Annotated in this window: 29 protein-coding genes and 1 tRNA gene; 2 read left to right on the forward strand and 28 right to left on the reverse strand. The window is 65.7% G+C overall.

The features are described from left to right. Positions 1 to 21 precede the first annotated feature (21 nt). Positions 22 to 3213, reverse strand: coding sequence for a type VI secretion system Vgr family protein (locus BLS50_RS06510; protein ID WP_074801504.1), 3192 nt, complete (start codon positions 3211 to 3213; stop codon positions 22 to 24). Positions 3214 to 3569: 356 nt separating this feature from the next. On the opposite strand from BLS50_RS06510, the gene BLS50_RS06515 reads away from it, so the two are divergent. Further along, positions 3570 to 4370: a transporter substrate-binding domain-containing protein gene (locus BLS50_RS06515; protein WP_011546588.1), complete on the forward strand. Its 801-nt coding sequence runs from the start codon at positions 3570 to 3572 to the stop codon at positions 4368 to 4370. 110 nt (positions 4371 to 4480) lie between these two features. Here the strand turns inward: BLS50_RS06515 and BLS50_RS06520 are convergent, their stop codons facing one another. The 8 genes from BLS50_RS06520 to BLS50_RS06555 all read right to left on the reverse strand — a co-directional run bounded on the left by BLS50_RS06520 (position 4481) and on the right by BLS50_RS06555 (position 10149). Then, the gene (locus BLS50_RS06520) at positions 4481 to 4684 is read right to left on the reverse strand and encodes a hypothetical protein (RefSeq protein ID WP_074801507.1); all 204 of its coding nucleotides are present in this window, start codon (positions 4682 to 4684) and stop codon (positions 4481 to 4483) included. 324 nt (positions 4685 to 5008) lie between these two features. Next, positions 5009 to 5084: transfer RNA gene (locus BLS50_RS06525), tRNA-Thr, on the reverse strand. A gap of 18 nt (positions 5085 to 5102) precedes the next feature. Then, positions 5103 to 5624 (reverse strand): ClpXP protease specificity-enhancing factor, encoded by a 522-nt coding sequence (locus BLS50_RS06530; RefSeq protein WP_011546600.1) that lies wholly within the window; start codon positions 5622 to 5624, stop codon positions 5103 to 5105. 71 nt (positions 5625 to 5695) lie between these two features. Further along, positions 5696 to 6307 carry a glutathione S-transferase N-terminal domain-containing protein gene (locus BLS50_RS06535; RefSeq protein WP_006400565.1) on the reverse strand — a complete coding sequence of 204 codons (612 nt, stop codon included), beginning with the start codon at positions 6305 to 6307 and terminating at the stop codon, positions 5696 to 5698. 94 nt (positions 6308 to 6401) lie between these two features. Beyond that, positions 6402 to 7160 (reverse strand): cytochrome c1, encoded by a 759-nt coding sequence (locus tag BLS50_RS06540; RefSeq protein WP_006477108.1) that lies wholly within the window; start codon positions 7158 to 7160, stop codon positions 6402 to 6404. Between the two features lie 21 nt (positions 7161 to 7181). Continuing rightward, on the reverse strand, positions 7182 to 8564 hold the full coding sequence (locus tag BLS50_RS06545) for a cytochrome b (protein ID WP_012327783.1): 1383 nt from the start codon (positions 8562 to 8564) through the stop codon (positions 7182 to 7184). After that, the gene (petA, locus tag BLS50_RS06550; RefSeq protein ID WP_006477110.1) at positions 8564 to 9184 is read right to left on the reverse strand and encodes a ubiquinol-cytochrome c reductase iron-sulfur subunit; all 621 of its coding nucleotides are present in this window, start codon (positions 9182 to 9184) and stop codon (positions 8564 to 8566) included. The genes BLS50_RS06545 and petA overlap by 1 nt, the downstream gene beginning before the upstream one ends. 218 nt (positions 9185 to 9402) lie before the next feature. After that, positions 9403 to 10149, reverse strand: a complete 747-nt coding sequence (locus BLS50_RS06555; RefSeq protein ID WP_006477111.1) for a Nif3-like dinuclear metal center hexameric protein — start codon at positions 10147 to 10149, stop codon at positions 9403 to 9405. Between the two features lie 21 nt (positions 10150 to 10170). Between BLS50_RS06555 and BLS50_RS06560 the strand changes: the two genes are divergently transcribed. Further along, a complete protein-coding gene (locus tag BLS50_RS06560; RefSeq protein WP_023476201.1) occupies positions 10171 to 11376 on the forward strand; it encodes a Do family serine endopeptidase in 1206 nt (401 codons plus the stop codon). Positions 11377 to 11581: 205 nt separating this feature from the next. On the opposite strand, the gene tatC is transcribed toward BLS50_RS06560, so the two are convergent. From tatC to BLS50_RS06655, 19 genes are all read right to left on the reverse strand, one after another. Next, positions 11582 to 12370, reverse strand: a complete 789-nt coding sequence (gene tatC, locus BLS50_RS06565; RefSeq protein WP_023476200.1) for a twin-arginine translocase subunit TatC — start codon at positions 12368 to 12370, stop codon at positions 11582 to 11584. A gap of 41 nt (positions 12371 to 12411) precedes the next feature. Further along, a complete protein-coding gene (tatB, locus tag BLS50_RS06570) occupies positions 12412 to 12951 on the reverse strand; it encodes a Sec-independent protein translocase protein TatB (RefSeq protein ID WP_074801509.1) in 540 nt (179 codons plus the stop codon). Positions 12952 to 12977: 26 nt separating this feature from the next. Beyond that, positions 12978 to 13208 (reverse strand): Sec-independent protein translocase subunit TatA, encoded by a 231-nt coding sequence (gene tatA / locus BLS50_RS06575; protein ID WP_006477115.1) that lies wholly within the window; start codon positions 13206 to 13208, stop codon positions 12978 to 12980. Between the two features lie 94 nt (positions 13209 to 13302). Continuing rightward, the gene (locus tag BLS50_RS06580) at positions 13303 to 13668 is read right to left on the reverse strand and encodes a histidine triad nucleotide-binding protein (protein WP_011546602.1); all 366 of its coding nucleotides are present in this window, start codon (positions 13666 to 13668) and stop codon (positions 13303 to 13305) included. A 31-nt stretch (positions 13669 to 13699) separates the two neighbouring features. Further along, on the reverse strand, positions 13700 to 14092 hold the full coding sequence (locus tag BLS50_RS06585; RefSeq protein WP_006477118.1) for a DUF4870 family protein: 393 nt from the start codon (positions 14090 to 14092) through the stop codon (positions 13700 to 13702). A gap of 70 nt (positions 14093 to 14162) precedes the next feature. Continuing rightward, a complete protein-coding gene (locus BLS50_RS06590; protein WP_074801511.1) occupies positions 14163 to 14528 on the reverse strand; it encodes a phosphoribosyl-ATP diphosphatase in 366 nt (121 codons plus the stop codon). Next, on the reverse strand, positions 14525 to 14941 hold the full coding sequence (gene hisI / locus BLS50_RS06595; RefSeq protein WP_011546604.1) for a phosphoribosyl-AMP cyclohydrolase: 417 nt from the start codon (positions 14939 to 14941) through the stop codon (positions 14525 to 14527). The genes BLS50_RS06590 and hisI overlap by 4 nt, the downstream gene beginning before the upstream one ends. Further along, complete coding sequence (hisF, locus tag BLS50_RS06600) at positions 14941 to 15714, reverse strand: imidazole glycerol phosphate synthase subunit HisF (protein ID WP_006751800.1); 774 nt, start codon at positions 15712 to 15714, stop codon at positions 14941 to 14943. The genes hisI and hisF overlap by 1 nt, the downstream gene beginning before the upstream one ends. A 107-nt stretch (positions 15715 to 15821) precedes the next feature. Beyond that, the gene (gene hisA / locus BLS50_RS06605) at positions 15822 to 16577 is read right to left on the reverse strand and encodes a 1-(5-phosphoribosyl)-5-[(5-phosphoribosylamino)methylideneamino]imidazole-4-carboxamide isomerase (RefSeq protein ID WP_006477123.1); all 756 of its coding nucleotides are present in this window, start codon (positions 16575 to 16577) and stop codon (positions 15822 to 15824) included. A gap of 163 nt (positions 16578 to 16740) precedes the next feature. Further along, complete coding sequence (hisH, locus tag BLS50_RS06610; protein WP_074801514.1) at positions 16741 to 17382, reverse strand: imidazole glycerol phosphate synthase subunit HisH; 642 nt, start codon at positions 17380 to 17382, stop codon at positions 16741 to 16743. Further along, positions 17379 to 17999, reverse strand: a complete 621-nt coding sequence (locus BLS50_RS06615) for a YchE family NAAT transporter (protein ID WP_006485349.1) — start codon at positions 17997 to 17999, stop codon at positions 17379 to 17381. The genes hisH and BLS50_RS06615 overlap by 4 nt, the downstream gene beginning before the upstream one ends. 60 nt (positions 18000 to 18059) lie before the next feature. Continuing rightward, positions 18060 to 18647 carry an imidazoleglycerol-phosphate dehydratase HisB gene (gene hisB, locus BLS50_RS06620; RefSeq protein WP_011546606.1) on the reverse strand — a complete coding sequence of 196 codons (588 nt, stop codon included), beginning with the start codon at positions 18645 to 18647 and terminating at the stop codon, positions 18060 to 18062. A gap of 65 nt (positions 18648 to 18712) precedes the next feature. After that, a complete protein-coding gene (gene hisC / locus BLS50_RS06625) occupies positions 18713 to 19786 on the reverse strand; it encodes a histidinol-phosphate transaminase (RefSeq protein ID WP_011546607.1) in 1074 nt (357 codons plus the stop codon). A gap of 142 nt (positions 19787 to 19928) precedes the next feature. Beyond that, entirely contained in the window at positions 19929 to 21245 is a 1317-nt protein-coding gene (hisD, locus tag BLS50_RS06630; RefSeq protein ID WP_074801523.1) for a histidinol dehydrogenase, read from the reverse strand. Between the two features lie 24 nt (positions 21246 to 21269). After that, the gene (gene hisG, locus BLS50_RS06635) at positions 21270 to 21923 is read right to left on the reverse strand and encodes an ATP phosphoribosyltransferase (protein ID WP_006477129.1); all 654 of its coding nucleotides are present in this window, start codon (positions 21921 to 21923) and stop codon (positions 21270 to 21272) included. After that, the gene (gene murA / locus BLS50_RS06640) at positions 21920 to 23269 is read right to left on the reverse strand and encodes a UDP-N-acetylglucosamine 1-carboxyvinyltransferase (RefSeq protein WP_006477130.1); all 1350 of its coding nucleotides are present in this window, start codon (positions 23267 to 23269) and stop codon (positions 21920 to 21922) included. The genes hisG and murA overlap by 4 nt, the downstream gene beginning before the upstream one ends. Before the next feature lie 14 nt (positions 23270 to 23283). Beyond that, positions 23284 to 23523 carry a BolA family protein gene (locus BLS50_RS06645; protein ID WP_006477131.1) on the reverse strand — a complete coding sequence of 80 codons (240 nt, stop codon included), beginning with the start codon at positions 23521 to 23523 and terminating at the stop codon, positions 23284 to 23286. A 55-nt stretch (positions 23524 to 23578) separates the two neighbouring features. Then, on the reverse strand, positions 23579 to 24400 hold the full coding sequence (locus BLS50_RS06650; RefSeq protein ID WP_011546608.1) for an ABC transporter permease: 822 nt from the start codon (positions 24398 to 24400) through the stop codon (positions 23579 to 23581). Beyond that, positions 24397 to 25323: an ABC transporter ATP-binding protein gene (locus tag BLS50_RS06655; protein WP_074801528.1), complete on the reverse strand. Its 927-nt coding sequence runs from the start codon at positions 25321 to 25323 to the stop codon at positions 24397 to 24399. The genes BLS50_RS06650 and BLS50_RS06655 overlap by 4 nt, the downstream gene beginning before the upstream one ends. Between the last annotated feature and the right edge of the window lie 127 nt (positions 25324 to 25450).

The following is a 25450-nucleotide window of genomic DNA, read 5'->3' on the forward strand; positions in this document are numbered from 1 at the left end:
GACGGCTGACGAGCCGTCCTCTCAGGATTTCAACGGTCCGCCAAACCCGCTTGTCGGCAGCTTCATGCCCGTCGCGCCCGCGGCCGACGCGACGGTCGTGGCGCCCTTGCCCGCGATACCGGCCACGCCCGGCAATGCACCGGGCAACGCACCCTGCAACGCCCCGGACGCCGCATTCGCAGCTGGTGCAGCCAGCGCGGCAAGCCCGCCCTGACGGGCGGCCTGGACCATCCCGGCCACCTGCTTCGCCGCACCGCTCAGGCTCGAGGCGGTCTGCAACGCGGACGCCACGCCGGCGCCACCCAACGCGGTCGCAGCAGCCGGCAATGCGGCGCTCGCGAGCCCGCCGAGAGCCGCACCTGCGCCGCCGCCGCTCACCAGTCCCATCGCCGCGGTCGTCGCGGCCGGCGCCATCCCTTGCAGCTGACTCGCGAGCTGTCCGCTCGCCGCGGCCTGCGCGGCCTCGGGCGACGGTTGCACGGGCTCCGCCGGCCACTTCGCCTGCTTGAAATAGTTCGCCGGCTGATCCGACTCGCGTGGGTCTTTCCCGAATTCGACGCGCACCGCCCCCGGCGGCAAGCCGCTCACGACCGTATAACCGCTGTTGTCGAGTGCGCCTTTCTTCAGCACGGCGCCGTTCACGTCCTTCACCGTGAACAGCCCGCCCTTCACCGCCTCGCCGTTCACGTACTTGTGAAACAGTTCGAGCTGCCCCGGTTGATCCGGCCGCGGGCTCGGCAGCGGATACCCCATGCTCGCCGGCCCCGCGAACGTATGCGACGCCCCCTTCACATCGACCGCGCCCGGCGTATGAATCTCGATGTCGCCGTCCTTGATGCGGATATATCCGCCGCCGCTCGTCAGCAAAATCCCCTGATCGGCCGCGATCTCGATCCGGTCCGTCGCCGACACCACCCTCACCGCCTTCTGCGCGGTCACCTCGATGTTGTCCGACTGCGCCTGGATCTCGACCTTGCCCTTGCCCGCGAACAGCTTCATCCCCGCGTTCTGCACGAACAGGCTCAGCTTCTGCCCGATGCTGCCGATCAGCGACTTGCCCGCGGCCACGTGCACGCTCCGGCCGCTTGCCACGTTCACGTGATCGTTCGCGACCATATGCACCGACTGCTGCGTCGACATCCCGATTCCCGACGGGCTGCCGAACAGCATCACCGGTTCCTTGAACGCGTTCGCGTTACCGGTGCCGCCGCCTGCCGTGCGCCCGCCCGCTGCGCTGCCCGACTGGCTGTCCTGCGTCGCGTCCGTGAACGCGCGCATCGTGTCCTGCGCGTCCTTCAGGCTCTCCGCCTGATGCTGCTCGCTCACGCCCGACATCGCCTCGACCAGGCTCTCGCCCGCCACGAGCTGCTGCTGCGCCTCCTTCACGTCGAGCGGCTGGCTATTCGCCGCCTTCGGATGTGTTGTCACGTACAGGCCCTGGCTCGCCCGCACCGCGCCATATGCGTCCGAGCGCAGATCGAAACCGCTGCCCAGATACGACCCGCGCGCATTGCCGTTCTGGTCGATGATGTAGCCGAGATGCAGCAGGCTGTTCGCGCTGCTGCTCATCAGTTGCACGCGGTTCTGCCCGGTCGCATCGTCCATCACGAGCTGGTTGTAGCCGCCGCCCGAATACTCCTTCGATCGATAGCCGGACAGAATCCCGTCGCTATGCCACTGCGGCTGGTTCGCGCCGTTGTACACGCGCCCCACGGCCAGCGGCCGGTCGCAGTCGCCGCCGACGTAGTCGATCAGCACTTCCTCGCCGATGCGCGGCACGTGCACGCCGCCGTAGCCGCCGCCCGTATCCGACTGCACGACGCGCACCCAGCATGACGCGTTCTCGTTACCCGGGTTCAGGCGATCCCACACGAACTGCACGCGAATCCGGTTCAGCTCGTCGGTATAAACCTCCTCGCCCTGCGGCCCGACGACGATCGCCGTCTCGAGGTGCATCTCCGGCTTGCGATGCTCGAACGGGCTGCGATACGGCACGTTCACGCGCTGCGCTTCGACCTCGACGAGATAGAAGCCGACCGAGCCGTCGTCGTGCGGCACGCGAAACGCGGGGTCGGCGCCGTAGCCCTCCTGCGCTTGCGTCAACGCGTCGTGCAGGCTGTACGGAAAATCCGCGCTGCCGTTCGCAACGGGCAGGTTGTTCTCGATCCACCATTCGACGCCGATCGCCGCGAATTCGCGCTGGTCGGCCGGATCGCGATCGTGTTCGGGATGATCCGCCAGCGTGAAGCGCCGGCCGGCATCGATCGCACGCACGCCGCCCTCGCCATGGAAGCGCTTCGCCTCCGATTCCCACTGCTCCATCCGGATCTTCGTCAGATGATCGCCGCGTGTCTGGTCCAGATACGTGTACGCACCGGTGTATTCGTAGACTTCCAGCTGATCGGGCAATTCGCCCTGACCGGCCATCGTCGGCAACGACGTGCCTTTCGGATTCGACGGCTGCGCGGGATTTTTGTAGTCGAACGTGCGCGTCGATCGCGTGACGCTCTGCAGCGTGCGCGTGCCCGACCATTGCGTGAACGCATCGGCTTCGCTCGCCGCCCCGCCACGATAGAAGCGCACGGTCTGCGGCGATAGCGGCGCGAACGCCTGCAGGTTGTCGGTCACCACGAGCGTGTGCGACTTGCCGTCGTCGGCCTGCTGCCACGCGCAGTAGAGCCCCTCGTCCTCCATCAGCCGATGCACGAAATGCCAGTCGGTGTCGTGCTGTCGCGTGTACGAGCGGTTCGGCAACGGCTTCGACAGCGCAAATCGGAAATGGCCTTTCGCCTGCGGATGCTGGTTCAGCACGTCGCTGATGATCTGGTCGACGGTCGTATCGTTCCAGATCCGCTGGTCGCGACGGAACTTCAGGAAATGGGTGAAATCGGCGAACGTGAGCTGATAGGTCGTGAGCCCGCCGTCGGCGCCCAGACGACGCGCGGTGTGCACGTAGCCATTCACCGGCCGATAGCTGCGATCGCCTTGCTGAATCCACAACGTGACCGGCTGCGCGATCAGCTTTTTAAGCTCCAGATCGCTATCGGCCGACAGCACGTCGAGCGTGAACTCGTACGCGCGCCCGATCCGCGAACGGCCAACTGCCCGCTGCACGGTCAGGACGTTGCTCCCCAATGGCGTATCGAGCTTCAACAACCGGTCCTGCTGAAGCAACCCGCCGCGCAATGCGGCGATTGTGTTCTGCATGTTCATGGCTACGGCCTTTTCTTCTTTTGACGCGCCCTCGGATGGCGCCGCTTCATTTCGCTTGCGCGATTTTACAGGCAAAACTTTGCACGGTTCCGCCCAAAGTGGCCTGATTCAAAAGCACATTTTCAAACGCGCCCGGAAGCTTGATGGACAGCCCTTACCGACTGACCGCTCGCCGAAACCGACCCGCGCCGCAGCGATGCCCTTCCCCGTCCCATGAAATCGATTGCAATCAGGGCCAATTCGACTTCCGGCGCGGCGCGGTTGCGAGTAGTGTCTACGTGCCCGTATGCCGGCCGCCGCCGGGTCCGACCGAGAGCCGGCGCTCACATCACGACACTGAACCCTGGAGATCTGCGATGAAACGTTCGAAGTTCCTGCTGTCGGGCCTGCTGCTCGCGTCGGCCCTCGGCTTCACGGCCGTCGCCGCGCACGCGGACGACCTGCTCGATTCCGTGAAGAAGGCCGGCGTGCTGCGCGTCGGCCTCGAAGGCACCTATCCGCCGTTCAACTCGCGCGGCACGTCCGGCCAGCTCGAGGGCTTCGACGTCGACGTCGCGAACGCGGTCGCCGGCAAGCTCGGCGTGAAGACGCAGTTCATCCCGACCGAATGGAGCGGCATCATCGCCGGGCTGCAGGCCGGCAAGTTCGACGTGATCGTCAACCAGGTCACGATCACGCCGCAGCGCAAGGAGGCGCTCGACTTCAGCGAGCCGTACACGTACTCGGCCGCGCAGCTGATCCAGCGCAAGGACGACACGCGCAACTTCAAGTCGCTCGACGACTTCAAGGGCAAGAAGCTCGGCGTGACGCTCGGCACCAACTACGATCAAATGGCGCGCACCGTGCCGGGCATCGAGGTGCAGACGTATCCGGGCGCGCCGGAGAAGCTGCGCGACCTCGCCGCGGGCCGGATCGAGGCGACGCTCGACGATCGCCTGATGCTGCCGTACATGATCAAGACGTCGAACCTGCCGCTGCGCGCGGGGGCGGTGCTGAACGGCGGCAAGCAGGAAATGGCGATCCCGTTCCGCAAGGGCAATCCGAAGTTCGAGAAGGCGATCAACGATGCGCTCGAGTCGCTGCGCAAGGACGGCACGCTGAAGAAGATCTCGACGCACTGGTTCGGCAGCGACGTGACGGTGCCGGTCGCGCAGTAAGCGGTTCGACGCGTGTTCAATGCGTCACGTTTTCGCTGCGGCGAAGGCGTGACGCGCAGCTGCAGCGTTCGCCTCGCCCTCTTCCCTTCTTCCCCTTTTCCTTTTTTCCGTCAGGCCGCCTCGTCGAAGCGGGAAAGCAGCATCTGGCCGATCGGCGTCAGCGCCGGACGCGCCGCTACCGCATTCACGCGGACCTGCGTGTCGTCGACCAGCCGCTTTTCCACGAGCACGGCAAAGGCCGGGTTCGCGAGGTCGACACTGTCTGGCGCACGTGTAATGCGCAGCAGCATCGAGAATTCATGCGGGCTCAGCATGGTTCGTGTCTCCTGATCGTCCGTGATGCAGTTTGATCGGCGTCGATCGCGTTTTCGAATGGAATGGATGCGAGGCAGCAGCCAATGCGCTGGCGGGAGCGAGATCCCGGGTGAGCCTGCGCGACGCGGGCACGGCGTCGGACGCGGTCACGTACACCCCGATCGCGACAATGCTGCCGCGACGGGAGCGTGCAACGTTAGCGGTGCAGCGTGACGCGGGTGTGACGAGAAAAGGGGGATGGCGATGGTGCTCGCGCCATCGCGGCACGCGGCTCCATGAACGAAAAAAGGGTTACGGAAAACTCCGTAACCCTTTTTCGGATTTGGTGCCGGCTGCAGGACTCGAACCCGCCACCTGATGATTACAAATCAACTGCTCTACCAGATGAGCTAAGCCGGCGTAGCGCGAGATTCTACCTCATTTCACGATCTTGAGGCGAGGTCTGCTGCCGCCTTTCGAGCCGTCGCCGTCGGTTTTCGGCGGTTCGTCGGCCCCTTCGGACGGCTCCTCGTTCGCGCCGCTGTCGGCGACCGGCGCCAACGGCGATACGGACTCGTCGCGCTGCGCGTCGTCAGCCGGCGCGGCGTCATCGTCGAACGCGCCCGAATCCTCGCCTTCGCCCGCGACCGCATCGACCTGGAACGCCATGCCCTGCCCGTTCTCGCGCGCATAGATCGCGAGCACGTTAGCCACCGGAATCTCGATCTTGTGCGCCTTCCCGGAGAACCGGGCCGTGAACTCGATCCACTCGTTGCCCATCTGCAACTGGCTCGTCGCCTCGAAGCTGATGTTGAGCACGATCTCGCCGTCACGCACGAACTGACGCGGCACGCGCGTCGAGTTGTCGACCCTCACCGCGATATGCGGCGTGTAACCGTTATCGGTGCACCACTCGTACAACGCGCGCAGCAGATAAGGCTTCGTTGAAATCTCTTGCATCACAATCCTCGAACCCGGAGCGGGCGCGCGGCACGCCGCGCCACCCGCTCCGTCATGCCTTCATTGCAACATTAACGACGCATGACCTTTTCGGACGGCGTCAGTGCTTCGATGTAGGCCGGACGGCTGAAGATCCGTTCGGCGTACTTCATCAGCGGCGCGGCGTTCTTCGACAGCTCGATGCCGTAGTGATCCAGGCGCCACAGCAGCGGTGCGATCGCGACGTCGAGCATCGAGAACTCTTCGCCGAGCATGTACTTGTTCTTCACGAAGATCGGCGCGAGCTGCGTCAGGCGATCGCGGATCGCGAGGCGTGCCTTCTCGTGATTCTTCTCCGCCGCCTTGCCCTTCTCGTTCTCGAGCGTGCTGACGTGGACGAACAGCTCCTTCTCGAAGTTGAGCAGGAACAGGCGCGCACGGGCGCGCTGCACCGGGTCGGCCGGCATCAGTTGCGGATGCGGGAAGCGCTCGTCGATGTACTCGTTGATGATATTCGATTCGTACAGGATCAGGTCGCGCTCGACCAGGATCGGCACCTGACCGTACGGGTTCATCACCGAAATGTCTTCCGGCTTGTTGAACAGGTCGACGTCGCGGATTTCGAAGTCCATGCCCTTCTCGAACAGCACCAGCCGGCAACGCTGGGAGAACGGGCAAGTTGTGCCGGAATACAGAACCATCATATTTGCGTTTCCTCAAAAAAGCCGAGGGCCGGCACGCGGCGAAACCCCTTTCACGGGTTCCGCCTTGCGCCGGCCCCACGCCGGTCAGGCGTGTTTACTTGATATCTTTCCAGTACGCGGCATTCAGCCGCCAGGCCAGGAAAGTCAGGACACCGAGAAAGATCAGCACCCACACGCCGAGGCGCTTGCGGGTCTGCTGGGCCGGCTCGGACATCCATGTCATATAGGCCACCAGGTCGGCCACCGCAGCATCGTAGTCGGGCGACGACAGCGTGCCCGGCGTGACCTGCTGGAAGCCGACGAGCACGTGGGCCTTCTCGCCCGTCTCCTCGTCCGTCTTGTCTTCGAATTTGGCAACGCGCTGCCCCTGCAGCTGCCACAACACGTGGGGCATGCCGACGTTCTCGAACACCGCGTTGTTCCAGCCGGTCGGCCGCGTATCGTCGCGGTAGAAGCTCCGCAGATACGTGTACAGCCAGTCGCGGCCGCGCGCACGCTCCTCGACCGACAGGTCGGGCGGCGTGGTGCCGAGCCAGTTCTTCGCGTCGTCGGGCCGCATCGCGACGGACATCGTGTTCCCGACCTTGTCGGTCGTGAACAGGAGATTCGTTTCGATCTCCTTCTGGGATATGCCCAGATCCGTCAGACGGTTGTAGCGCATCAGGTTCGCGCTGTGGCAGTTCAGGCAATAGTTTACAAACAATTGCGCGCCGTGCTGAAGCGAAACGAGATTTTCCGTGTTATCGGGCGCCCGGTCGAGCGGAAAATTGCCCTCCGCCCGCACGGCCGGCGCCGCCAGCAGCGCACAGGCCGTCGCCCCGATCAACGCGAGTGTCGAAAGCAGTTTCTTCATGTCGTTCTCTCCTCGCTCACGTTAATGGGGCTTGAAGCGCACCCGTTCCGGCGGCTGCTTGAACGTGCCAAGCGGCGTCCAGACGGGCATGCCGAGGAAGAACGCGAAGTAGATCAGCGCGCAGGCCTGCGCGATCAGCGTCGCCGCCGGCGACGGCGGCCGCGTGCCGAGGAACGCGAGGGTCAGGAACGCCGCGACGAAGATCCCGAGGAACACCTTGTGGAACAGCGGCCGGTAGCGGATCGACTTCACCGGGCTGCGGTCGAGCCACGGCAGGAAGAACAGCGAGATCACCGCCGAGCCCATCACGACCACGCCCCAGAACTTCGACTCCGTCAGGTACATGAACACGACGATTGCCGCCGCCAGCACCGGCAGCCCGACCTTCCACTTGCCGCGCGCACGGATCAGCGCGAGCACGCCGAGCAGCGCGATCACGATCATCAGCACGATCTTGAACGGGTCGGTGGTCGCGCGCAGCATCGCGTAGAACGCGGTGAAGTACCAGACCGGCGCAATCTCGGGCGGCGTCTGCAGCGGGTTCGCCGGGACGAAGTTGTTCGCCTCGAGGAAGTAGCCGCCCATCTCCGGCGAGAAGAACACGATCAGCGCGAACACCATCAGGAACACGCATACGCCGAGGAAATCGTGCACCGAGTAGTACGGGTGGAACGGGATGCCGTCGAGCGGGATGCCGTTCTCGTCCTTCTTCGCCTTGATCTCGATGCCATCCGGGTTGTTCGACCCGACTTCGTGCAGCGCCACCAGGTGGGCGACCACGAGGCCGACCAGCACGAGCGGAATCGCGATCACGTGGAACGCGAAGAAGCGGTTCAGCGTGACGTCGGACACGACGTAGTCGCCGCGAATCCACAGCGACAGGTCCGGCCCGACGAACGGGATCGCCGAGAACAGGTTCACGATCACCTGCGCGCCCCAGAACGACATCTGACCCCACGGCAGCAGGTAGCCGAAGAACGCCTCGGCCATCAGGCACAGGAAGATCGCGCAGCCGAAGATCCAGACGAGCTCGCGCGGCTTGCGGTACGACCCGTACAGCAGCCCGCGGAACATGTGGAGGTACACGACCACGAAGAACATCGATGCACCGGTCGAGTGCATGTAGCGGATCAGCCAACCCCACGGCACCTCGCGCATGATGTACTCGACCGACGCGAATGCGAGCGTCGAGTCGGGCTTGTAGTTCATCGTCAGGAAGATGCCCGTGACGATCTGGTTGACGAGCACCAGCAGCGCGAGGGAGCCGAAGAAGTACCAGAAGTTGAAGTTCTTCGGCGCGTAGTACTCGGATACGTGCTTCTTCCAGGTGGACGTGAGCGGGAAGCGCTGGTCGATCCAGCCGGTGAAACCTGTGGTGGAGACTTCTTTGTTGTCGGCGGCCATCACGCTTCTCCTTTCTCGTCCTTGCCGATCACGAGGGTCGTCGCCGACGTGAACATGTAGGGCGGGATGTCGAGATTCTGAGGCGCCGGCTTGTTCTTGAACACACGGCCGGCGAGGTCGTAGGTCGAACCGTGGCACGGGCACAGGAAACCGCCCGGCCAGTCGTCCGGCAGGTTCGGCTGCGGACCCGGCGTGAAGCGTTGACTAGGCGTGCAGCCAAGGTGCGTACACACGGCCATCACGACGAGAATGTTCTTGCGATCGGCCCGCGACCGATATTCGTTGGCGCAATACGCGGGCAACGGCATCGAATAGGGGGATTTCGTGGTCGGATCGGCCACTTCCTTGTCGGCCTTGACCACGTCGGCCAGCATCGAATCGGTGCGATTCAGGATCCAGACGGGTTTGCCGCGCCACGGCACGGTGACCATTTCGCCGGGCTTCAGGCCGCTGATGTCGACCTCGACCGGGGCCCCGGCCGCTTTCGCTTTCGCGGACGGCGCAAGCGACGCCGCGAAAGGTATGACGGTGGCGACGCCTCCTACGCCACCTGCTACGGATGTCGCAATCAGCCAGGTACGGCGGCCGCTGTCGACGCGTTTCTCTTCCTTGTCTCGCATCACACGCCCCACTTCTGAGTTGGATTTTCCGTCACGACTTTCCATTCCGCCGCTAGTTTGCTCGAATGGAGTCGTCATTTACAAGGCCCGGAGATGAAAATCCCTTCGAAGTGTTTGATAGTTAAGGGTTATCCCCCACTACCGGAGCAATTAAATCATTTCGCTTTTAAGCGGATGCTACATTGTGGACTTTCGATGCGCCGCCGCAAATCCGTCGCTCAGACCGGATTATGAATATCGATAAACAGGTGTTCGAGATCGAATTCTTCCGACAAGTGGCGCCCAAGTGCCTGGATTCCGTAGCGCTCGGTCGCATGGTGCCCTGCCGCAACGAATGCGACACCGCTCTCCGCCGCCGCGTGCGTGGTCGACTCGGACACCTCGCCGGTCAGGAACACGTCCGCGCCGGCGTCGATCGCCGCGTCGAAATAGCTCTGCGCGGCGCCCGTGCACCATGCGATGCGGCGCAGTTGCGTGTCCGGCTCGCCGAGCACGAGCGGCGTGCGGCCGAGCGTGCGCTCGACCTTCGCGACGAAGTGCTCGAGCGTGACGGGCATCGGCAGCGTCGCCATCCAGCCGAGATCGCCTTCGCCGAACCGCTGGTCGCCGATCAGGCCGAGCTTTTCGCCGAGCTGCGCGTTGTTGCCGAACTCGGGATGCGCATCGAGCGGCAGGTGGAACGCGAACAGGTTCAGGTCGTTCGCGAGCAGCAGCTTCAGGCGCTGGTACTTGCGGCCGGTGATCTGCGGCGCCTCGTTGCGCCAGAAATAGCCGTGGTGGACGAGCACGGCATCCGCCCCCCATTCGAGCGCGGCTTCGAGGAACGCGACCGACGCCGTCACGCCGGTGGCGATCTTCTCGATCTTGCGGCGTCCTTCGACCTGGAGGCCGTTCGGGCAATAGTCCTTGAAGCGCGCGGTTTCAAGGGTATTGTTCAAGTACAATTCAAGTTCGATCCGATCCATATAAACCTCTAATCCATTCAGATGCTTAGACGCTTCTGGCTGTTCTTCGCGCAGGCGGTGACCGTACTGCTCGCGCTGATGTTCATCGTCGTGACGCTCAAGCCGCAATGGCTGCAACGGCAAGGACAGCTCGGCAAGCAGCTCGCCACGCCGATCGTCGCGCTGCGGGAAGTCGCGCCGGGCATCGGCGGCGCACCGGCGACCACGTCGTACGCCGAAGCCGCGCAGAAGGCGATGCCGGCCGTCGTCAACGTGTTCTCCAGCAAGGACGGCTCGCTGCCGCCCGACCCGCGCGCGAAAGATCCGCTGTTCCGTTACTTCTTCGGCGACCGCAACGCCCGCAAGCAGCAGGACGAGCCGGCCGCCAACCTCGGCTCGGGCGTTATCGTGAGCCCTGAAGGTTACATTCTAACGAACCAGCACGTCGTGGACGGCGCCGACCAGATCGAAGTCGCGCTCGCCGACGGCCGCACGGCCACCGCGAAGGTGATCGGCAGCGATCCCGAAACCGATCTCGCGGTGCTGAAGATCAACATGACGAACCTGCCGACGATCACGCTCGGCCGCTCCGACCAGTCGCGCGTCGGCGACGTCGTGCTCGCGATCGGCAATCCGTTCGGCGTCGGCCAGACGGTCACGATGGGCATCATCAGCGCGCTCGGCCGCAACCACCTCGGCATCAACACGTTCGAGAACTTCATCCAGACCGATGCGCCGATCAACCCCGGCAACTCCGGCGGCGCGCTGGTCGACGTGAACGGCAACCTGCTCGGCATCAACACGGCGATCTACTCGCGCTCGGGCGGCTCGCTCGGCATCGGTTTCGCGATTCCCGTCTCGACCGCCCGCACGGTGCTCGAAAGCATCATCACGACGGGCTCGGTCACGCGCGGCTGGATCGGCGTCGAACCGCAGGACGTCACGCCGGAAATCGCCGAGTCGTTCGGGCTGCAGCAGAAATCGGGCGCGATCGTCGCGGGCGTGCTGCAGGGCGGCCCGGCAGACAAGGCCGGCATCAAGCCGGGCGACATCCTGGTGAGCGTGAACGGCGACGAAATCACCGACACGACGAAGCTGCTGAACACCGTCGCGCAGATCAAGCCGGGCACGCCGACCAAGGTGCACGTCGTACGCAAAGGCAAGCAGTTCGACGTGAACGTCGTGATCGGCAAGCGCCCGCCGCCGCCGAAGCAGGCGCTCGACGACCAGGACAACGATAGCGAATGAGGTTTCGGCGGGCGGTGCGCCGCCTGCCGGTCGCGATGCGAGGCAACGCGACGCGGAAATGAAAAAGGGCAGCCATCGGCTGCCCTTTTGCATTGCGTCTGACGATTCGTCGTTGGCGGGAAGGTGGTTTTCTCACGCGCCGGCTGATGGACCAAACCGGGCCACTGCAGCCGGGGGCCGGAAAGCCGCCCGGCGCCGCGAGCCGTCAGCTCGCCGCTTCGCCGTTCCCCGCCTCGCCCTCTTCGGCCGGCTTCTTGGGCACGAAGAACCGCGCGGCCAGCAGCCCGATCTCGAACAGCACGACGAGCGGCAGCGCCAGCATCAGTTGCGAGAACACGTCGGGCGGCGTGACGACCGCCGCGACCACGAATGCGCCGACGATCACGTACGGCCGCATCTCCTTCAGCTTCTTCAGGGACAGCACGCCCATCCGGACGAGCAATACGACGACGATCGGCACCTCGAACGTGACCCCGAACGCGATGAACATCCCCAGCACGAAGCTCAGGTAGTTGTCGATGTCGGTCGTCATCTCGGCCCCGAGCGGCGCGTTGTAGTGCGCCATCACGCGGAAGATCGTCGGGAACACGAGGAAATACGCGAACGCCATCCCGCACAGGAACAGGAAGTAGCTGCTGCCGACGAGCGGCGCGACGAGCTTCTTCTCGTGCTGGTACAGCCCCGGCGCGACGAACGCCCAGATCTGGTACAGCACGATCGGCAGCGCGATCACGAGCGCGACGAGCATCGTGACCTTCATCGGCACGAAGAACGAGCCGGTGACGTCGGTGACGATCATCTTGCCGTCTTTCGGCAGGTTGTCCATCAGCGGCCGCGCGAGCAGCTTGAAGATGTCCGGCGCCCAGTAGACGAGCCCCAGGAACACGACGATCACGGCCAGCCCCGCGCGAATGATGCGATCGCGAAGCTCGACGAGATGGGAAATGAAGGTTTCTTCCGGGGCGTCGCCCGGGTTCTGCTGGGGGTCGCTCACACCGGCCCTCGGTAGGATTGACGAGCGAGCATGCGCTCGACTCAGAAGAAGCGCGTCGGCCGGCGCAGGCTGGCCGGCTGATGGCGCGCGACACGCGCGGCGCCCGACTGCACGTGCGTGCGGCGGATCGTCGCGCGCTTGTACCAGACAGGCGTCGCCGCCTGCTTGATGCGCCAGTTGCGACGCTTCGGCGCCAGCGCGGCCGAACTGCCGCGCCACGACGGCGCCGCGGGCGTATCGGAACCCGGGGAACCGACGGAACCGGCGTCGCCGGCAGCCCCGTCAAGACCGCCGACCGCGGAATGCCACGTGTCGTTCAGTTCCTTCTCGTGCTCGCGCAGGTTGTCGTGAATCGTCGTCTCGACATTGCGCGCGGCCGATTCGAAATCGGTCTTCATCGTCCGCAGCGCGTCGAGTTCGATTTCGCGCGAGACCTCGGCCTTCACGTCGTTGATGTACCGCTGCGCGCGGCCGAACAGCGCGCCTGCCGTGCGCGCGACGCGCGGCAGGCGCTCGGGGCCGAGCACCACGAGCGCGACGACGCCGATCAGCGCCATCTTCGAAAGACCGAGATCCAGCATCGCGAATGCCTGTCAGCGTGCCGGCGTTACGCCTTGTTCGAATCGGAACGCGTCGTTTCCTTCGCGTTGACGTCGACCGCGCCCGAACGCGGCAGTTGCTGCGCATCCGCCGGCGTTTCGCCTTCCTTCATGCCGTCCTTGAAACCCTTCACGGCGCTGCCGAGGTCGTTGCCGATGTTGCGCAGCTTCTTCGTACCGAAAACCAGCGCGACGATCAGCAGCACGATCAGCCAGTGCCAAATGCTCAATCCACCCATGATGAAACCTCTCCTCAACCACGCCGCGGGGCGGCGCAAATCGCCGGCGACGCGCCGGCTTCGACTATCGGATGCGGGGAAACGCCCCGCGTCGTCAACCCATCCGCTGCCACGGGCGCGGGCCGGCCAGGATATGCGCGTGCAGGTGGTAGACCTCCTGCCCGCCGCCCGGTCCCGTGTTGATCACCGTGCGAAAACCGGTTTCGCCCCCCGTATACGCGACGCCGAGCTGGTCGGCCAGACGCGCGACGAGCAGCATCAGCCGGCCGAGCATCGGCGCATCGGCCTCGCTCGCCGCCGACAGCGTCGGCAGGTGCCGGCGCGGAATCACAAGCACGTGCGTGTCGGCCGCCGGGCGGATGTCGCGGAACGCGACGAATTCGTCGTCCTCGTGCACCTTCGTGCTCGGAATCTCGCCTGCCGCGATCTTGCAGAACAGGCAATTCGGATCGTGACTCATGTTGCTCCTGCGAAACGCCCGCGCGCGCCGGTCAGAACCACGCCTGCGGATCGAGCGTCTTGTTGTCGTTCAGGTACAGCCAACCCTTGATGATACGGTACAGCGTCCAAATCCACGTGACAAACATAACGACGAACCCGATCGCGACGAACATCAGCGCGAACCCGATCACATAAGCGATCAGCGCGCGCCAGAACGTGCGGATCTGCCACTCGAAGTGATCGGCGTACGGCGTGCCGGCCACGTCGCCGCGCTTCACGTAGTTGATGATGATCGCGATGATGCCCGTGACGCCGCCCGTCAGCCAGTGAATCGCATAAAGGCCGTACAGCACGTGGGTCAGCGTGCGCAGCCCGTTCAGGCGTTCGGCCTCCGCTGCCCCCGACACCGCCGGCGTCGGGAACTGGTTCGACGTATCGTTCATGATGCTACCCCCGTTGGATGACAATTCTTACAGCTTACCGCACTGTTGCCACCGCGGCGGGGCCTGCGTGTCACCCGCCGTTTTCCTCGCGCTCGCGGCGCTTGCGCAGCGCTTTTTCCTCGATCCCCGACAAGCCTTCGCGACGCTCGAGTTCGGCGATCACGTCGGCCGGGTTCAGGTCGAAATGCGACAGCATCACGAGGCAGTGGAACCACAGGTCGGCCACCTCGCCGACGAGCGCGCTCGGCGCGCCGCCCTGGCGCACGTCCTTCGCGGCCAGCACGACTTCCGTCGCCTCTTCGCCGATCTTCTTCAGCACCGCGTCGTCGCCCTTGTGGAACAGGCGCGATACGTACGATTGATCGGGATCGCCGCCCTTGCGGCTGTCGATCACGGCCGCGAGGCGCAGCAGCGTGTCTTCGGTCGATTGCGTCATTTGTAGATGTGTTCGGGGTCTTTCAGCACCGGCTCGACCGCGACCCAGTCGCCGCCGTCCACCGTACCTTCGAATTTCTGGAAGAAGCACGAATGCCGGCCGGTGTGGCATGCGATGCCCGACACCTGCTCGACCTTCAGCAGCACGACGTCCTCGTCGCAATCGAGCCGCACTTCGTGCACGTGCTGCACGTGGCCCGACTCCTCGCCCTTGAACCACAGGCGCTTGCGCGAACGCGAATAGTAGACCGCGCGCTGCGTCTCGATCGTCTTCGCGAGCGCCTCGCGGTTCATCCACGCGAACATCAGCACGTCGTTCGTCGACGCTTCCTGCGCGATCACCGGCACGAGGCCGTTGTCGTCCCAGCGGACCTTGTCGAGCCACGCGGGCAGGGATTTCGTTTCGGTATTCATCACAGTCTCACCGGGATGCCCTGGTCGGACATGAAGCGCTTCGCCTCGCCGACCGTGTGCTCGCCGTAGTGGAAGATGCTGGCGGCCAGCACCGCGTCGGCGCGGCCGTCCTTGATGCCGTCGGCCAGATGCTGCAGCGAACCGACGCCGCCCGACGCGATCACCGGCACCGGCACCGCGTCCGACACACCGCGCGTGAGCGCGAGGTCGAAGCCCGACTTCGTGCCGTCGCGGTCCATGCTCGTGAGCAGGATCTCGCCGGCGCCGAGCTCGGCCATCTTGCGCGCCCACTCGATCGCGTCGAGGCCCGTGTTCTTGCGGCCGCCGTGCGTGAACACTTCCCAGCGCGGCGTCTCGCCGTCGGCCGACACGCGCTTCGCGTCGATCGCGACGACGATGCACTGCGAGCCGTACTTGTCGGCCGCGTCGCGCACGAGCTGCGGGTTCGCGACCGCCGACGAATTCATGCTGACCTTGTCCGCGCCCGCGTTCAGCAGGCGCCGCACGTCCTCGACGGCGCGCACGCCGCCGCCGACGGTCAGCGGAATGAACACCTGCGACGCGACGGCTTCGATGATCGGCAGGATCAGGTCGCGCTGGTCGGACGTCGCGGTGATGTCGAGGAAGGTCAGTTCGTCGGCACCCTGGTCGTCGTAGCGGCGGGCGATTTCGACGGGGTCGCCGGCATCGCGCAGCTCGACGAAATTGACGCCCTTGACGACACGCCCGGCGGTCACGTCCAGGCAGGGGATGATGCGTTTAGCTAGAGCCATGATGTTGCGCCAAATGCCGCGCTGGGACGGCCGGTTGCGGAAGCCTCGCGCGAGGCTTCCGGTCGGGGCCGCCTGCGGGCAGCCCCGGCGAACGGGACGACGCGCGGTTACGCGTTGTCGAGTTCGCCGTTCAGTTCGTCCGCGCGCTTTTGCGCGGCCGCGAAATCGAGATCGCCGGAGTAGATCGCACGGCCGCAGATCACACCTTCGACGCCGTGCTCTTCCACTTCGCACAGGCTCTCGATGTCCGTGAGGTTCGACAGGCCGCCCGACGCGATCACCGGGATGCCGACCGCCTGCGCGAGCTTCACGGTCGCGTCGATGTTGATGCCCTGCAGCATCCCGTCGCGGCCGATGTCCGTGTAGACGATCGATTCGACGCCGTAGTCCTCGAACTTCTTCGCGAGATCGATCACCTCGTGGCCGGTCAGCTTGCTCCAGCCGTCGGTCGCGACCTTGCCGTCCTTCGCGTCCAGCCCGACGATGATGCTGCCGGAAAACGCGGTGCACGCATCCTGCAGGAAGCCCGGGTTCTTCACGGCGGCGGTGCCGATGATCACGTAGGACAGGCCGGCGTCGAGATACTTCTCGATCGTCTCGAGGCTGCGGATGCCGCCGCCGAGCTGGACGGGAATTTCGTCGCCGACTTCGTCGAGGATCGCTTCGATCGCCTCGAGATTCTTCGGCTTGCCGGCGAATGCGCCGTTCAGGTCGACGAGATGGAGCCGCCGGGCGCCGAGATCGACCCACTTGCGGGCCATCGCCGCCGGGTCCTCGGAAAAAATCGTGGCCTGGTCCATATCGCCCTGTTTGAGGCGCACACACTGACCGTCTTTGAGGTCGATGGCCGGAATCAGCAACATAGCAATCGGGTGTCGTCGTGGAAAAAGAAAAGAATCCGGCGCGTACCGGCCAAACCGGTGCCGCGCCGTCTCGCTAGTTTAGTACAACTCTTTCGGCGCTTAAGCGTGAGAGCCCCGCACGACAGGCGCTTGCGCGCCGTCGACTGTGGCTCCCGCACCACGTTTACGGTTTCCAGTGTACGAAGTTGCGATACAGACGCAACCCGACCTCCGCGCTTTTCTCGGGGTGGAATTGGGTCGCGAAGAGATTGTCCCGCGCGACCGCGGACGTAAACGGCGCGCCGTAGGCCGTTTCGCCGACCGTGTGCGCCGGGTTGTCCGGCGTTACGTAATAGCTGTGCACGAAGTAGAAATACGCGTCGTCGGGCACGCCGTCCCACAGCGGGTGCGGCTGCGCCTGGCGCACGCGGTTCCAGCCCATCTGCGGCACCTTGAAGCGCGAGCCGTCGTCCTGCACGCGGCCGTCGAGCGCGAAGCGCACGACCTTGCCCGGCAGCAGGCCGAGGCCCTTCGTGTCGCCTTCCGCGCTCCAGTCGAACAGCATCTGCTCGCCGACGCACACGCCGAGCAGCGGCTTCGTGCGCGACGCCTCGATCACGGCCTCCTGCAGGCCCGATTCGCCGAGGCAGCGCATGCAGTCGGGCATCGCGCCCTGGCCGGGCAGCACGACACGGTCGGCCGCGCGAATCGCGACCGGCGTGTCGACGATCGCCACGTCGGCGGCCGGTTCGGCCTTCTTGAGCGCCTGCGCGACCGAGCGCAGGTTGCCCATCCCATAATCCACAATCGCAATCGAAGTTTTCATCTCAGTGCAGGCAATAGCGCCCTCAGTCCATTGACGATGAATTCCACCGCCAGCGCCGACAGCATCAGACCCATCAGCCGCGTGGCGATGTTGATGCCGGTGCGGCCGATCCAGTTCGCGATCGGCTCGGCGAGCCGCATCGCGACGAAACACAGAAAAGCCAGGACCGCGCCGATCGCGACCAGCCCGGCCCGTTCATACCAGTGATGCGCGTTCGCCGCATAGATGATCACCGTGCTGATCGAGCCGGGGCCCGTGAGCAACGGAATCGCCAGCGGCACGACCGCGATGTTGTCCTTCAGCTCGGCTTCGTGGCGCTCCTCCGGCGTCGATCGCGTGTTGCCGATCTGCGCGTTCAGCATGTTGATCGCCATCAGCAGCATGATGATCCCGCCGCCCACTTCGAGCGACCCGACCGAAATGCCGAAGAAGTTGATGATCTGCTGCCCGAGCAGCGCGGTCACCGTCATCACGCAGAACACCGACACCGATGCAATCCGGATCGTGCGCCGCCGCTCGTCGTCCGTCTGCTGCGCCGTCAGGCTCAGGAAGAACGGCACCGCGCCGACCGGGTTGATCAGCGCGAGCAGCGAAATGAACGATTTGAGCAGATCCATCGCACGCCGGCGCGCCGCGCCGAAGCCGTGAGGTCGTCCTTGGCGTCGTCCGTTCGGAGGTTAGAGGCTGCCTTTGGTCGACGGAATCTGCCCCGCCGCCCGCTCGTCGAGCTCCACCGCCGCGCGCAGCGCCCGGCCGAAGGCCTTGAACACCGTCTCGAGCTGATGGTGCGCGTTGATTCCGCGCAGGTTGTCGATGTGCAGCGTGACGCCCGCGTGGTTCACGAACCCGCGGAAGAATTCGATCGACAGGTCGACGTCGAACGTGCCGATCCGCGCGCGCGTGAACGGCACGTGGAATTCGAGGCCCGGCCGGCCGGAGAAATCGATCACGACGCGCGACAGCGCCTCGTCGAGCGGCACGTACGAATGGCCGTAGCGGCGGATGCCCTTGCGGTCGCCGATCGCCTTCGCGACGGCCTGACCGAGCGTGATGCCGACATCCTCGACCGTGTGGTGATCGTCGATATGCGTGTCGCCATGCGCTTCGACCTCGAGATCGACCAGACCGTGTCGCGCGATCTGGTCGAGCATATGGTCGAGAAACGGCACGCCGGTGGCCAGCTTCTGCCGGCCGGTGCCGTCGAGATCGAGCTTCACACGGATCTGCGTTTCGCTGGTATTGCGAACGACTTCCGCCACACGCATGGCAATTCCTTGATTGAGTCTGATGTAAATGGGGATTGATCGTCGCGCGCCGCCGCGCCCTGGGCTCAACCGGGCAGCGCGAGTTTCAAGGCGGCCAGCAGGCGGGCGTTTTCGTCGGGAGAACCGACGGTCAGCCGCACGCATTCGGCCAGTAATGGATGCATTTTACTCACGTTTTTGACCAGCACCCGCTCGGTGAGCAGCGCATCGAACACGGCGGCCGCGTCCGGCACGCGCACCAGCAGGAAATTGCCGGCGCTCGGGAACACCGTCGCGCCCGGCAGCGCGGCCACCGCCTGCGCGAGGCGGGTGCGTTCCGCGCGCAATTCGGCCGCCTGCGCGTCGAGCACGTCGAGGTGATCGAGCAGGAAATCGGCGGTCGCCTGGGTCAGCACGTTGATGTTGTACGGCGGGCGCACCTTGTCGAATTCGTTCAGCCACGCCGGCAAGCCGACGAGGTAGCCGAGGCGGATACCCGCGAGGCCGAGCTTCGACACCGTGCGCATCACGACGACGTTGTCGAACTCGGCGGCGCGCGGCAGCCACGAACGCTCGGCGAACGGCTGATACGCCTCGTCGATCACGATCAGGCTGTGCCGGGCGGCCGCGACGATCCGCTCGACGTCGGCATCGTCGTACAGCGTGCCGGTCGGGTTGTTCGGGTACGCGAGATAGACGATCGCCGGCCGGTGCTCGGCGATCGCCGCGAGCATCGCGTCGACGTCGAGCGTCAGGTCCGCCTTCAGCGGCACGCCGACGAATTCGAGCTGCGCGAACTTCGCCGAAAGTTCGTACATCACGAAGCCCGGCACCGGCGCGAGCACCTTCGCGCCCGGCTGCGCGCACGCGACCGAGATCATGCTGATGATTTCGTCGGAACCGTTGCCGAGCAGCACGTCGCAGCCGGCCGGCACGCGCATCGCGTGGCGCAGCTTGTCGAGCAGCGCGGCCGGGCGCGGCGCCGGGTAGCGGTTCAGCGCGACCTGCGCGAGCCGCTCGCCGAGCGCCGCGGCGAGCGGCGCGGGCAGCGGGTACGGGTTCTCCATCGCGTCGAGCTTCACGAACCCGCTCGCGTCCGGCACCGGATAGCTGGTCATCGCGAGCACGTCGCGGCGGATGATGTCTTGTGGCGTCGTCATGGTCTCAAGCCGGCGTGCGTCGCGCCGGCGTCAATGGGTCGGCAAGGCGGCGGCTGCCGCCCTGCGCTGGTCTCCTGCCCCGCTCCGGGTGCCGCCGGTGCCGGCGCCTCGGCGCCCGCCCGGCCCCGCGCACGATGCGCGGTCAGCCCTTCATCCGGAACTCGGCGCTCCTCGCGTGCGCCTGCAGCCCTTCGCCGTAGGCGAGCTCGGATGCGATCTCGCCGAGCGTCTGCGCGCCTTCCGCGCTGACCTCGATCAGGCTCGAGCGCTTGATGAAGTCGTACACGCCGAGCGGCGACGAGAAGCGCGCGGTGCGCGACGTCGGCAGCACGTGGTTCGGGCCCGCGCAGTAGTCGCCGAGGCTCTCGCTCGTGTAGCGGCCGAGGAAGATCGCGCCCGCGTGGCGGATCTGCTGGCCCCATTGCTGCGGCTCCAGCGCCGAGATTTCGAGGTGTTCCGGCGCGATGTCGTTCGCGATCCGGCACGCCTCGGCCATGTCGCGCACCTTGATCAGCGCGCCGCGGCCTTCGAGCGACGCGCGGATCACGTCCTGGCGCGGCATCGTCGGCAGCAGCTCGCCGATCGCCTTCTCGACGCGATCGAGGAATGCACCGTCCGGACACAGCAGGATCGACTGCGCGAGTTCGTCGTGCTCGGCCTGCGAGAACAGGTCCATCGCGACCCAGTTCGGATCGGTCGTGCCGTCGCACAGCACCAGGATTTCCGACGGCCCGGCGATCATGTCGATGCCGACCGTGCCGAACACGCGGCGCTTCGCCGACGCGACGTACGCGTTGCCGGGGCCGCAGATCTTGTCGACGGCCGGCACCGTCTCGGTGCCGTACGCGAGCGCGCCGACCGCCTGCGCGCCGCCGATCGTGAACACGCGATCGACGCCGCCGAGCAGCGCCGCCGCCAGCACGAGGTCGTTCTTCACGCCGTCCGGCGTCGGCACGACCATCACGATCTCGCCGACGCCCGCGACGCGGGCGGGAATCGCGTTCATCAGCACCGACGACGGATACGCGGCCTTGCCGCCCGGCACGTACAGGCCGACGCGGTCGAGCGGCGTGACCTTCTGGCCGAGCACCGTGCCGTCGCTTTCCGTGTACTGCCAGCTATGCGTGCCGCATTCGATCTTCTGCTTCTCGTGGTACGCGCGTACCCGCGCCGCGGCCGCTTCCAGCGCCGCGCGCGCTTTCGGCGCGAGGCCGTCGAGCGCCGTCTGCAGCGCGTCCTGCGGCAGTTCGAGCGCGGCGACGCTGTTCGCGCTCAGCCGGTCGAAACGGTTCGTGTACTCGAGCACCGCGGCGTCGCCGCGCGACTTCACGTCGGCGAGGATCTTCGCGACCGATTGCTCGATCGCTTCGTCTTCGCTCGCCTCGAACGCGAGCACGGCGCGCAGCGCGGCGCCGAAGCCTTCGTTCGTCGAATCGAGCTTGCGGATGGTGATGGACATGGGAGTTCCGTTACGGTGATGCGCTCAACCGCCATTCTGCGACGCGCGTTCGAACGCGTCGAGGATCGGCTTGAGCGCCGCGCGCTTCAGTTTCAGCGCGGCCTGGTTCACGACGAGGCGCGACGAGATCGCCATGATCTCCTCGACCTCGACCAGATTGTTCGCCTTCAGCGTGCCGCCCGAGCTGACGAGGTCGACGATCGCGTCGGCCAGCCCGACCAGCGGCGCGAGCTCCATCGAGCCGTACAGCTTGATCAGGTCGACGTGCACGCCCTTCGCGGCAAAGTGTTCGCGCGCCGTTTCGACGTATTTCGTCGCGACCCGCAGGCGCGCGCCCTGGCGCACCGCGTTCGCGTAGTCGAAACCGGCCGGCACGGCCACCGACATCCGGCAGCGCGCAATGTTCAGATCGATCGGCTGGTACAGGCCCGAGCCGCCGTGCTCGACCAGCACGTCCTTGCCGGCCACGCCGAAATCGGCCGCGCCGTATTCCACGTAGGTCGGCACGTCGCTCGCGCGCACGATGATCACGCGCAGGTTCGGATCGGTGGTCGGCAGGATCAGCTTGCGCGACGTTTCCGGGTCCTCGGCCACCTGCACGCCGGCGGCGGCCAGCAGCGGCAGGGTTTCCTCGAAAATCCGGCCCTTCGACAGGGCGAGGGTCAGCGGCGCGGTCATGCTTGGCTCCCGGAAAGGCGGCGCACGTTCGCGCCGACGGCGGTCAGTTTGGCTTCCATACGGTCGTAGCCGCGGTCCAGGTGATAGATGCGGTCGACGAGCGTTTCGCCGTCGGCGCGCAGCCCGGCGATCACGAGGCTCGCCGACGCACGCAGGTCGGTCGCCATCACGTTCGCGCCGGACAGCTTGTCGACGCCGGTCACGAGCGCCGTGTTGCCGTCGATCGTGATGTTCGCGCCGAGCCGGTTCAGCTCCTGCACATGCATGAAACGGTTCTCGAAAATGGTCTCGACGACCTGCGCGGTGCCCGTCGCGACCGTATTGAGGGCCATGAACTGCGCCTGCATGTCGGTCGGGAACGCCGGGTATTCCGACGTGCGGATCGTCACCGCCGACGGGCGGCGGTCCATCTTCACGCGCAGCCAGCTGTCGCCTTCCTCGATCGACACGCCGGCTTCGCGCAGCTTGTCGATCACCGCGTCGAGGATGTGCGGGCGCACGCCCGTCAGCATCACGTCGCCGCCGGCGGCCGCGACCGCGCACAGGAACGTGCCGGCCTCGATCCGGTCGGGGATCACCGAATGACGCGCGCCGTGCAGCCGCTCGACGCCCTGGATCACGAGGCGGTCGGTGCCGATGCCGTCGATTTTCGCGCCCATCGCGACCAGCAAGTGTGCGAGATCGCTCACTTCCGGCTCGCGCGCGGCGTTTTCGATCACCGTCTCGCCGTCGGCGAGCGTCGCGGCCATCAGCAGGTTTTCGGTCCCCGTCACCGTGATCATGTCGGTCACGATGCGCGCGCCTTTCAGGCGCTTCGCGCGCGCTTCGATGAAGCCGTGCTCGATGCTGATCTCCGCGCCCATCGCCTGCAGGCCCTTGATGTGCTGGTCGACCGGCCGTGCGCCGATCGCGCAGCCGCCCGGCAGCGACACCTTCGCCTCGCCGAAACGCGCGAGCAGCGGCCCGAGCACGAGGATCGACGCGCGCATCGTCTTCACGAGCTCGTACGGCGCGACGAGGTTGTCGACGCGCGACGCGTCGAGCTGCACGCGGCAGCCGTCGGTCTCGCTCTTCACGCCCATCTGGTTCAGCACCTTCAGCGTCGTGCGCACGTCCTTCAGGTTCGGCACGTTGTCGAGATCGACCGGATCGGCGGTGAGCAGCCCCGCGCACAGGATCGGCAGCGCGGCGTTCTTCGCGCCCGACACGACGATCTCGCCCGACAGGCGGTTACCGCCTTCGATCGCGAGTTTGTCCATCCCCTGTCCCTGCGATTCCCCGTTGGCGGCCGGGTGTGCCGTGGCGACGCTCTGGACGGCGTCGCGCTCGTTGACGGTGACTTGCACTCAGTGATTTCCGTTTATGCGTTCTGCCATTCGGCGGGCGTCAGCGTCTTCATGCTGAGCGCGTGAATTTCCTGCTTCATGCGATCGCCGAGCGCCGCATAGACGAGCTGGTGCCGCTGGATCGGCCGCTTGCCTTCGAAGGCCGCCGACACGATCGTCGCGAAGAAATGCTGGCCGTCGCCTTCGACTTCCAGATGCGTGCAGGCGAGACCGCCGGCGATGTATTGCTTGACCTGTTCGGGAGTCGGCAACATGGTGTAAGGCTCCTGTCGGCGCGCGCCGCCCTGGGGCGGCCGCGGCCTGTCGATATCAATGACGCAGTTTGTAGCCGGTCGCGAGCAGCCGCATCGCGATCAGCGCGAGCAGCACGAAGAAACCGGTGACGATCGCGAGGCTCGCGAACGGGTTGATGTCGGACGCGCCGAAGAACCCGAAACGGAAGCCGTCGATCATGTAGAAAAACGGGTTGAGACGCGACACTTCGCGCCACACGGGCGGCAGCGAATGCGTCGAATAGAACACGCCGGACAGGAACGTCAGCGGCATGATCAGGAAGTTCTGGAACGCGGCGAGCTGGTCGAACTTCTCGGCCCAGATCCCGGCGATCAGGCCGAGCGTGCCGAGAATCGCCGAGCCGAGCAGCGCGAACGCAATGATGAACAGCGGCGCTGCGAAGTGCATCGGGATAAACCAGATCGTCACGACGAACACGCCGGTGCCGACCGCGAGCCCGCGCACGACGGACGCGAGCACGTACGCGCCGAAGATGTCGCGGTACGACAGCGGCGGCAGCAGCATGAACACGAGATTGCCGGTGATCTTCGACTGGATCAGCGACGACGAGCTGTTCGCGAACGCGTTCTGCAGCACGCTCATCATCACGAGGCCCGGCACGAGAAAGCTCACGTACTCGACGCCCGGATACACCTCGACGCGGCCCGACAGCGCGTGGCCGAAGATCGTCAGGTACAGCAGCGCCGTGACGATCGGCGCGAGCACCGTCTGGAACGACACCTTCCAGAAACGCAGCAGTTCCTTGTAGAACAGCGTGCGAAACCCGCTGCCCGGCACGGGCCGGGCCGTCCCCTCGGACGTCAGCGAACGCAGTTCGCGTGGGGAGTGTTGATTCATGCCAGACCCTCGATCACCTCGGCTCCGTTCATCACCTGGACGAACACATCCTCGAGGTCGGCCTTGCGGACCTCGATCTCGTCGAACGTGCAGCCGGCCGCGCGGCATTGCGCGAGGATGCGTTCGACCTCGTCGTAGCTCGCGAGGCGCAGCAGATGCTCGCCCGGCACGCGCGCGGCCGGGTCGGTCTCCAGCCCGCGCAGCTCGGCCGGCAGCGCGCCGGTCGCGAACCGCAGGTACAGCTGCAGGCCCGCGAAGCGGCGCAGCAGCGCGTCGGTGCGATCCAGCGCGACGACTTCACCGCGGCGCAGCATTGCGATGCGGTCGCACAGCGACTCGGCTTCCTCGAGGTAATGGGTGGTCAGCACGATCGTGTGACCCTCGCGGTTCAGGCGCGAGATGAATTTCCACAGCGTCTGGCGCAATTCGACGTCGACGCCGGCGGTCGGCTCGTCGAGCACGATCACGGGCGGCCGGTGCACGAGCGCCTGCGCGACCAGCACGCGGCGCTTCATCCCGCCCGACAGCGCGCGCATGTTCGCGTCGGCTTTCTCGGTGAGATCGAGATTGGCCATCACTTCATCGATCCAGTCGTCGTTGCGGTGCAGCCCGAAATAGCCGGACTGGATGCGCAGCGTCTCGCGGACGGTGAAGAACGGGTCGAAAACGAGTTCCTGCGGCACGACGCCGAGGGCGCGGCGCGCGTTGCGGAAGTCCTGGACGACGTCGTGACCGCGCACCGAGATGCTGCCTTCGTCGGCCCGGGCGAGCCCGGCGAGGATACTGATGAGCGTGGTCTTGCCTGCGCCGTTGGGGCCGAGCAGACCGAAAAACTCGCCTTCCTCGACCGACAGGCTGACGCCCTTGAGCGCCTGAAGCGACTTGTAGCGCTTCTTGACGTGACGGATTTCTATGGCTGACATGACTGTGCGCGACGCAAGGGCCGCGACGCCTATTCTGTGCTTGCTGCGAAAGAAAATGGGGGCCGGACGCCGATTGGCTGCCCCGCAAAACGCTTGATTATAGGGCAAACCGGCTGGTGGAGCCGGC

The sequence above is a fragment of the Burkholderia orbicola genome (assembly GCF_900100915.1).
Classification (GTDB): Bacteria; Pseudomonadota; Gammaproteobacteria; order Burkholderiales; family Burkholderiaceae; genus Burkholderia; species Burkholderia orbicola.

What these genes read in the sequence shown, in the direction of transcription:
- BLS50_RS06510 (WP_074801504.1), bottom strand. Translation starts at nt 3,213, where the DNA reads ATGAACATGCAGAACACAATCGCCGCATTGCGCGGCGGGTTGCTTCAG.
- BLS50_RS06515 (WP_011546588.1), top strand. Translation starts at nt 3,570, where the DNA reads ATGAAACGTTCGAAGTTCCTGCTGTCGGGCCTGCTGCTCGCGTCGGCC.
- BLS50_RS06520 (WP_074801507.1), bottom strand. Translation starts at nt 4,684, where the DNA reads ATGCTGAGCCCGCATGAATTCTCGATGCTGCTGCGCATTACACGTGCG.
- BLS50_RS06530 (WP_011546600.1), bottom strand. Translation starts at nt 5,624, where the DNA reads ATGCAAGAGATTTCAACGAAGCCTTATCTGCTGCGCGCGTTGTACGAG.
- BLS50_RS06535 (WP_006400565.1), bottom strand. Translation starts at nt 6,307, where the DNA reads ATGATGGTTCTGTATTCCGGCACAACTTGCCCGTTCTCCCAGCGTTGC.
- BLS50_RS06540 (WP_006477108.1), bottom strand. Translation starts at nt 7,160, where the DNA reads ATGAAGAAACTGCTTTCGACACTCGCGTTGATCGGGGCGACGGCCTGT.
- BLS50_RS06545 (WP_012327783.1), bottom strand. Translation starts at nt 8,564, where the DNA reads ATGGCCGCCGACAACAAAGAAGTCTCCACCACAGGTTTCACCGGCTGG.
- petA (WP_006477110.1), bottom strand. Translation starts at nt 9,184, where the DNA reads ATGCGAGACAAGGAAGAGAAACGCGTCGACAGCGGCCGCCGTACCTGG.
- BLS50_RS06555 (WP_006477111.1), bottom strand. Translation starts at nt 10,149, where the DNA reads ATGGATCGGATCGAACTTGAATTGTACTTGAACAATACCCTTGAAACC.
- BLS50_RS06560 (WP_023476201.1), top strand. Translation starts at nt 10,171, where the DNA reads ATGCTTAGACGCTTCTGGCTGTTCTTCGCGCAGGCGGTGACCGTACTG.
- tatB (WP_074801509.1), bottom strand. Translation starts at nt 12,951, where the DNA reads ATGCTGGATCTCGGTCTTTCGAAGATGGCGCTGATCGGCGTCGTCGCG.
- tatA (WP_006477115.1), bottom strand. Translation starts at nt 13,208, where the DNA reads ATGGGTGGATTGAGCATTTGGCACTGGCTGATCGTGCTGCTGATCGTC.
- BLS50_RS06580 (WP_011546602.1), bottom strand. Translation starts at nt 13,668, where the DNA reads ATGAGTCACGATCCGAATTGCCTGTTCTGCAAGATCGCGGCAGGCGAG.
- BLS50_RS06585 (WP_006477118.1), bottom strand. Translation starts at nt 14,092, where the DNA reads ATGAACGATACGTCGAACCAGTTCCCGACGCCGGCGGTGTCGGGGGCA.
- BLS50_RS06590 (WP_074801511.1), bottom strand. Translation starts at nt 14,528, where the DNA reads ATGACGCAATCGACCGAAGACACGCTGCTGCGCCTCGCGGCCGTGATC.
- hisI (WP_011546604.1), bottom strand. Translation starts at nt 14,941, where the DNA reads ATGAATACCGAAACGAAATCCCTGCCCGCGTGGCTCGACAAGGTCCGC.
- hisF (WP_006751800.1), bottom strand. Translation starts at nt 15,714, where the DNA reads ATGGCTCTAGCTAAACGCATCATCCCCTGCCTGGACGTGACCGCCGGG.
- hisA (WP_006477123.1), bottom strand. Translation starts at nt 16,577, where the DNA reads ATGTTGCTGATTCCGGCCATCGACCTCAAAGACGGTCAGTGTGTGCGC.
- hisH (WP_074801514.1), bottom strand. Translation starts at nt 17,382, where the DNA reads ATGAAAACTTCGATTGCGATTGTGGATTATGGGATGGGCAACCTGCGC.
- BLS50_RS06615 (WP_006485349.1), bottom strand. Translation starts at nt 17,999, where the DNA reads ATGGATCTGCTCAAATCGTTCATTTCGCTGCTCGCGCTGATCAACCCG.
- hisB (WP_011546606.1), bottom strand. Translation starts at nt 18,647, where the DNA reads ATGCGTGTGGCGGAAGTCGTTCGCAATACCAGCGAAACGCAGATCCGT.
- hisC (WP_011546607.1), bottom strand. Translation starts at nt 19,786, where the DNA reads ATGACGACGCCACAAGACATCATCCGCCGCGACGTGCTCGCGATGACC.
- hisD (WP_074801523.1), bottom strand. Translation starts at nt 21,245, where the DNA reads ATGTCCATCACCATCCGCAAGCTCGATTCGACGAACGAAGGCTTCGGC.
- hisG (WP_006477129.1), bottom strand. Translation starts at nt 21,923, where the DNA reads ATGACCGCGCCGCTGACCCTCGCCCTGTCGAAGGGCCGGATTTTCGAG.
- BLS50_RS06645 (WP_006477131.1), bottom strand. Translation starts at nt 23,523, where the DNA reads ATGTTGCCGACTCCCGAACAGGTCAAGCAATACATCGCCGGCGGTCTC.
- BLS50_RS06650 (WP_011546608.1), bottom strand. Translation starts at nt 24,400, where the DNA reads ATGAATCAACACTCCCCACGCGAACTGCGTTCGCTGACGTCCGAGGGG.
- BLS50_RS06655 (WP_074801528.1), bottom strand. Translation starts at nt 25,323, where the DNA reads ATGTCAGCCATAGAAATCCGTCACGTCAAGAAGCGCTACAAGTCGCTT.